The sequence below is a fragment of the Deinococcus pimensis DSM 21231 genome (assembly GCF_000519345.1).
Classification (GTDB): Bacteria; Deinococcota; Deinococci; order Deinococcales; family Deinococcaceae; genus Deinococcus_A; species Deinococcus_A pimensis.
Genome location: NZ_KI912619.1, coordinates 33,858 through 39,074, shown reverse-complemented (window position 1 = coordinate 39,074; position 5,217 = coordinate 33,858). Strand labels below are relative to the sequence as shown.

Genomic DNA, 5,217 nt, shown 5'->3' with positions numbered 1-5,217 from the left:
TCACGCTGATCCCCCGAGACCCCATCATCGCCGTCGTCCTCGTCGCATTGTTCCTGCTCGGCCTCATCGTGCACAACGTCGCGCAGGCGCGCGCCGCCGCCCGCCTCGGGGACGAGAGCGCGCTCGGCGCGGGCTTCGGCACGGTGCGGCCCGACATACACGTCGGGCTCGACGCGAGCGTCTGGTACCTCCTGCTCGGCCTCGGCCTCCCCCGCCGCGTCCCCATACGCCTGCGCGGACGACCCGCCGCCCTCGCGCTGCTCGCCGGGCCCCTCGCGACGATCGTGTTCGCGCTGCTCGTCGCGGTCCTCCAGCGGCTCCTCCAGCCGCTCGTCCCCGGACCGGACGTCGTGTACGACGGCATGCGCCGCGCCGTGGGCCTGCTGCTGCTGCACGCCGTGTTCTTCCTGCTGCCCCTCCCCACCCTCGACGGCGGACGCGCCCTGCGCGAGGTCGGCCCGCGCGGGATTCGCAGCGCCCTGCGCGAGCACCGCATGGTCGGCTCCCTGCTGCTCTACATCCTCTGGGTGGTCCTGTGGATCAGCAACGTCGCGCCCGCCGTGCTGCGCGCCCTGCTGATCGGCACGCAGGCCCTCACGAGCTGGCTGCCCGTCTAGACGGGCAAGCGCCGACGGGCAGGGCCGCCACCGTTCACATGAGAGGCGACGGGTAGAATGACGCGATGCTCGGACTGCTCTCTTCGGACCCCGTCGCGTTCGTGATCCTCGCGGCGAGCCTCGTGTTCTCCCTCACCCTGCACGAGTTCGGCCACGCCTGGACCGCCGACCGTCTCGGGGACGACACGCCGCGCCGCATGGGCCGCGTCACGCTCAATCCCGCCGCGCACCTCGATCCCTTCGGGACACTGCTGCTCCTCTTCGCCGGTTTCGGGTTCGCGCGGCCCGTGCCCGTCAACCCCAACCGCGTCGGACGCTGGGGCATGCTCGCCGTGGCCGCCGCCGGACCCATCGCGAACATCCTGATCGCGCTGTCGTGCGTGCTGCTGCTGAGCGTGCTGCGCTCCAGCGACGTCGCCGTCACGGTCCTGCTCTACCTCATGTCCATCAACATCGTCCTCGCGGTCTTCAACCTGCTGCCCATCCCCCTCTTCGACGGGAGCCGCATCATCAGCGCGTTCTTCCCGCGCACGCTCGGCCGTTCTCTCGCGGAGTTCGAGATGATGCCCTTCTCGTTCGTCGTGGTGATGCTGTTCGTCTTCATCGCGCGCGAGCCGATCGGGCGGGTCATCTCGTACTTCCAGAGCCTCGCGCTGTCCCTTCTCTGAGGCGGATGAAGAGGGAGGCGGGAGCACGCGCTCCCGCCTCCCTTTCCGTCACCACGTTCAGCGCAGGTTGAGCATCATCGCGAAGTGCGCGGTGCTGCCGCCCAGCACGAACAGGTGCCACACCTCGTGGAAGCCGAACACGCCCGGACGGAAGTCCAGCTTCTTCGTCGCGTACACCACCGCGCCCAGCGTGTACAGCAGCCCACCCACGCCGAGCCACACCAGCGCCCCCACGGGGAGGGAGCGCGCCAGCTGCGGCAGGAACACCACCGCGATCCAGCCCATCCCAAGGTACAGGCCCGTCGAGACCCAGCGCGGCAGACGCATCGTGACGAGCTTGAGGATCACGCCCGCCAGCGCGATGCCCCACACCACCGCCAGCACCACCTTCCCGGTCGTGCCGCCCAGCCCGAAGTACGCGATGGGCGTGTAGCTCCCCGCGATCAGCAGGAAGATCGCGCTGTGATCGAGCTTGCGCAGCCACAGCTGCGCCCGCTCCGACACGCGGAAGGAATGGTACGACGCCGACGCGAGGAACAGCAGGGCGAAGCTCACGCCGAACACCACGAAGGGCCACGGGCTCAGGCCCTTCGTGTGCGCCCAGACGAGCATCACCGCGAGGAAGGGCACGGCCAGCACCACGCCCGCCCAGTGCGTGAGCGAGTTGACGGGTTCACGCAGGGCGAGGATCAGACGCTTCATGCACCCAGTCTACCGGGAGGAGGTGAGCAGGGGGTGGAGGGGGAACCCACCCGCTCCGCTCGGGTCGACGTCGCTTCGCGACGTCGACCGGTCACTTCGAGTAGTTCGGCGCTTCCTTCGTGATGATCACGTCGTGCGGGTGGGACTCGATCAGGCTCGCGCCCGTGATGCGCACGAACTGCGCCTCGCGACGCAGCGTCTCCAGGTCCGGGGAGCCGCAGTAGCCCATCGCGCTTCTCAGGCCGCCCACCAGCTGATAGAGCACCTCCCCCACCGGGCCCTTGTAGCCCACGATGCCCTCGATGCCCTCCGGGACGAACTTGCGCGTGCCCGTCTGGAAGTAGCGGTCGCTGCTGCCCTGATCCATCGCGCCGAGGCTGCCCATGCCGCGGTACGACTTGAAGCGCCGCCCGTCGCGCAGGACCATCTCGCCCGGCGCCTCGTCCGTGCCCGCCAGCATCGACCCGACCATCACGCTGCTCGCGCCCGCCGCGATCGCCTTCGGCACGTCCCCCGTCTGCTTGATGCCGCCGTCCGCGATGACGGGCACGCCCGCCTCCAGCGCCACCTCCGTGGCCTCGAAGATCGCGCTGATCTGCGGGACGCCCACGCCCGTCACGACGCGCGTCGTGCAGATGGAGTTGTGCACCACGGCGTTGTTCGCGATGAAGCTGTGCGAGGGGCAGTCCACCTCGATGTCGTAGACGGGCACGCTGAGGCACAGGTCACGACGGCCCAGCTGCTTCACGAGCTGGAAGTCACGCGTGTGCCGCTTCCCGTGCGACACGTTGAGCCGCGCGCGGTAACTTTCCCGGCAGCGTTCGTCGCTCGTGCCGAGCAGACCGCCCGCCGTGCCGTCCTCCACGTGGACGTTCGGGAAGCTGCCCTCCAGCACGAAGCACAGCACGCCGAACAGCTCCACGAGGCGGGTGGACGAGTTCACGAAGCAGAGGCGACCGTCGGCGGCGAGGTACCCGTCGCTGTCCACCAGACCGTCCCGCAGGCCGCGCAGGTAGCCCGCGTCGGCACAGAGGTAACGTGCGGGGAGGTGCTTCTCGTGCCGCTTGCCGAACTCCGCCAGCAGTCTCGCCCAGGGCAGCGAGTACAGGTGCACCTTCACGAGGTTCGTCTCACGCTCCACGGTGGGCGTGAGGCCCGTGACCTCCTCGACCGAGGCGACGAGCCGCGCGACGACGTCCTCCTCGTCGGAGGAGAAGTACCACGTGACGCGCCCGATCTCCGACGCGCCGTTCGTGTTCAGGAAGGCGTGCCCGTCCCCGAGGAACGTCCCGAGAACGTACCCCAGCGCCTCGCTCTCCCTCACCTCGGCCGGGTAGCGCGCGTTCATGACCGCCTCGCGCTTCCCGAAGGCGCGCACGTCCACCCGGAGCGTCCGCGGCCACTCGAAGCGGATGTCGCGGGGCAGGGTGAACACGTCACCCGAGGCGTCCCCGACGGCCTTCCAGCCGAACCGGGTCACGCCCGCGCGCGTGGGCCTCTCCAGGACCGCCGCGTATCCGCGCGAAGCCACCGTAGCGGGCGCGACACTGCTCAGGTCGCCCACCCAGAAGCGGTGATCCGAGGTCACGACCGTCTCGGTCGGCCACGTGACGTGCCGGACCGCCATCACCTCCCGGGTGCCGGTACACCAGGCCCGCAGCACCGTGACGGGCCGCCCGAAACCGTTGATCACACGGTCTCCCTCACGGACGTCCTCGATGTTCCGGTAGCTCCCGTCGGCCATCAGCACCCGCGTGCCCGCCGCGAAGCAGCCCGGGCCGATGCCCACCTTCACGCCGTCCGCGCCCGCCGCGATGAGGTCCGCCGCGCCCGCACGCGTCGCGACGTTGCCGGCCACGACGTCCACGTCGAAGCGGGTCTTGACGAGTTCCAGGGCGCGCAGGATGCCCGCCGAGTGCCCGTGCGCGCTGTCGAGGACGAGGACGTCCACGCCCGCCGCGACGAGCGCCGCCGCGCGGTCCACGAGGTCCGGGGAGTTCCCGATGGCGGCCGCGACGCGCAGGCGGCCCAGCTCGTCCTTCGCGGCGCGCGGGTACTTGATGCGCTTCATGATGTCCTTGATGGTGATCAGGCCGGTGAGGCGGCCCGATTCGTCCACCACGAGGAGCTTCTCGATCTTGTGCGCCTTGAAGATCTCCTGCGCGGCCTCGAGGCGCGTGCCGACCGGGACGGTCACGAGGTTCTCGCTCGTCATGACGTCGCGCACGGGGGTGCTCATGTCGGTGACGAAGCGCAGGTCGCGGTTGGTGACGATGCCGAGGAGGCGGCCGTCGTCGGCGGTGATGGGCACGCCGCTGATGCGGTACTCGCCCATGAGGCGGTCGGCGTCGGCGACGGTGGCGGTGACGGGCAGCGTGATGGGATCGACGATCATGCCCGCCTCGCTGCGCTTGACCTTGCGCACCATCTCCGCCTGGTCCTCCAGGGGCATGTTCTTGTGGATGACGCCCATGCCGCCCTCGCGGGCCATCGCGACGGCCATGTTCGTCTCCGTGACGGTGTCCATCGCGGCGGACAGGAAGGGCACGTTGAGCCGGACGCGCCGCGTCACCTGCGTCGAGAGGTCCACCTCGTTGGGAAGCACTTCGCTGCGGCGCGGCACGAGCAGCACGTCGTCGAAGGTGATGCCGTCCTGCCCGAACTTGTACGCGAAACGGTCCATGTTGGGGCGGAGTATACTCCAACGCTCCCCCGTCGACCGGGATCGACCTCACGGGCCCCACTTGCGCGTTCGCGGGGCCCGTGCTATGTTTCTTTTCGCTGAAGCGCGCACGGCGCGCGAAGGCGCCCGCAAGGGGCTGTAGCTCAGCTGGGAGAGCGCCTCGTTCGCAATGAGGAGGTCAGGGGTTCGAATCCCCTCAGCTCCACCAAGACACGGAACCCGCACTTCGGTGCGGGTTCCGTGCTTTTTTCCGTCCGGATGGGCGCTGCCGGACACGCCTCCGTGAGGCGACGTGTCCGGTGTGCGGCCTCAGTCGCTGCGCGCGGCAGCCTCGGGTTCGAAGGCCCGGACCTGACGCCACACGGCGTCCACCTTCGTCGGCATGATCACCGCGATGTCGCCGGGCCGCGCGAGGCGCAGCGTGGCTTCCACCGCGTCGTGCTCCTCCATCACGAGGTGCAGCCGACACTCGTCGAAGCCCGCCGCGAGCGCGCCCTCGCGCATGAGGCGCATCACGTCGCCGCGCGGGCGGCCGCGTCCGTCGGGG

The 5,217-nt window shown here is 69.9% G+C and carries 5 protein-coding genes and 1 tRNA gene; 3 read left to right on the top strand and 3 right to left on the bottom strand.

Features of this window, described 5'->3' with window-relative positions; genetic code table 11:
- Together DEIPI_RS27705 and DEIPI_RS0101800 are read left to right on the top strand one after the other, a co-directional pair.
- Positions 1–617, top strand: a 617-nt coding sequence (locus DEIPI_RS27705) for a zinc metalloprotease (protein ID WP_052351572.1), incomplete at its 5' end; no start/stop codon positions are given.
- 65 nt (positions 618–682) lie between these two features.
- A complete protein-coding gene (locus tag DEIPI_RS0101800; RefSeq protein WP_027480658.1) occupies positions 683–1,285 on the top strand; it encodes a site-2 protease family protein in 603 nt (200 codons plus the stop codon).
- A 57-nt stretch (positions 1,286–1,342) separates the two neighbouring features.
- Here the strand turns inward: DEIPI_RS0101800 and trhA are convergent, their stop codons facing one another.
- On the bottom strand, positions 1,343–1,987 hold the full coding sequence (trhA, locus tag DEIPI_RS0101795) for a PAQR family membrane homeostasis protein TrhA (protein WP_027480657.1): 645 nt from the start codon (positions 1,985–1,987) through the stop codon (positions 1,343–1,345).
- A 91-nt stretch (positions 1,988–2,078) separates the two neighbouring features.
- Positions 2,079–4,670, bottom strand: a complete 2,592-nt coding sequence (locus DEIPI_RS42160) for an IMP dehydrogenase (RefSeq protein WP_245588490.1) — start codon at positions 4,668–4,670, stop codon at positions 2,079–2,081.
- Positions 4,671–4,802: 132 nt separating this feature from the next.
- On the opposite strand from DEIPI_RS42160, the gene DEIPI_RS0101780 reads away from it, so the two are divergent.
- A tRNA-Ala gene (locus DEIPI_RS0101780) sits at positions 4,803–4,878 on the top strand.
- A gap of 101 nt (positions 4,879–4,979) precedes the next feature.
- Here DEIPI_RS0101780 and DEIPI_RS27690 read toward each other — a convergent pair.
- Positions 4,980–5,217 (bottom strand): hypothetical protein (locus DEIPI_RS27690; RefSeq protein WP_425387824.1); only part of this gene is annotated, 238 nt, incomplete at its 5' end.

Bases quoted from the DNA above. Each gene is read 5' to 3' on its own strand.
- DEIPI_RS42160 (WP_245588490.1), bottom strand. From the start codon at position 4,670: ATGGACCGTTTCGCGTACAAGTTCGGGCAGGACGGCATCACCTTCGAC.
- DEIPI_RS0101800 (WP_027480658.1), top strand. From the start codon at position 683: ATGCTCGGACTGCTCTCTTCGGACCCCGTCGCGTTCGTGATCCTCGCG.
- trhA (WP_027480657.1), bottom strand. From the start codon at position 1,987: ATGAAGCGTCTGATCCTCGCCCTGCGTGAACCCGTCAACTCGCTCACG.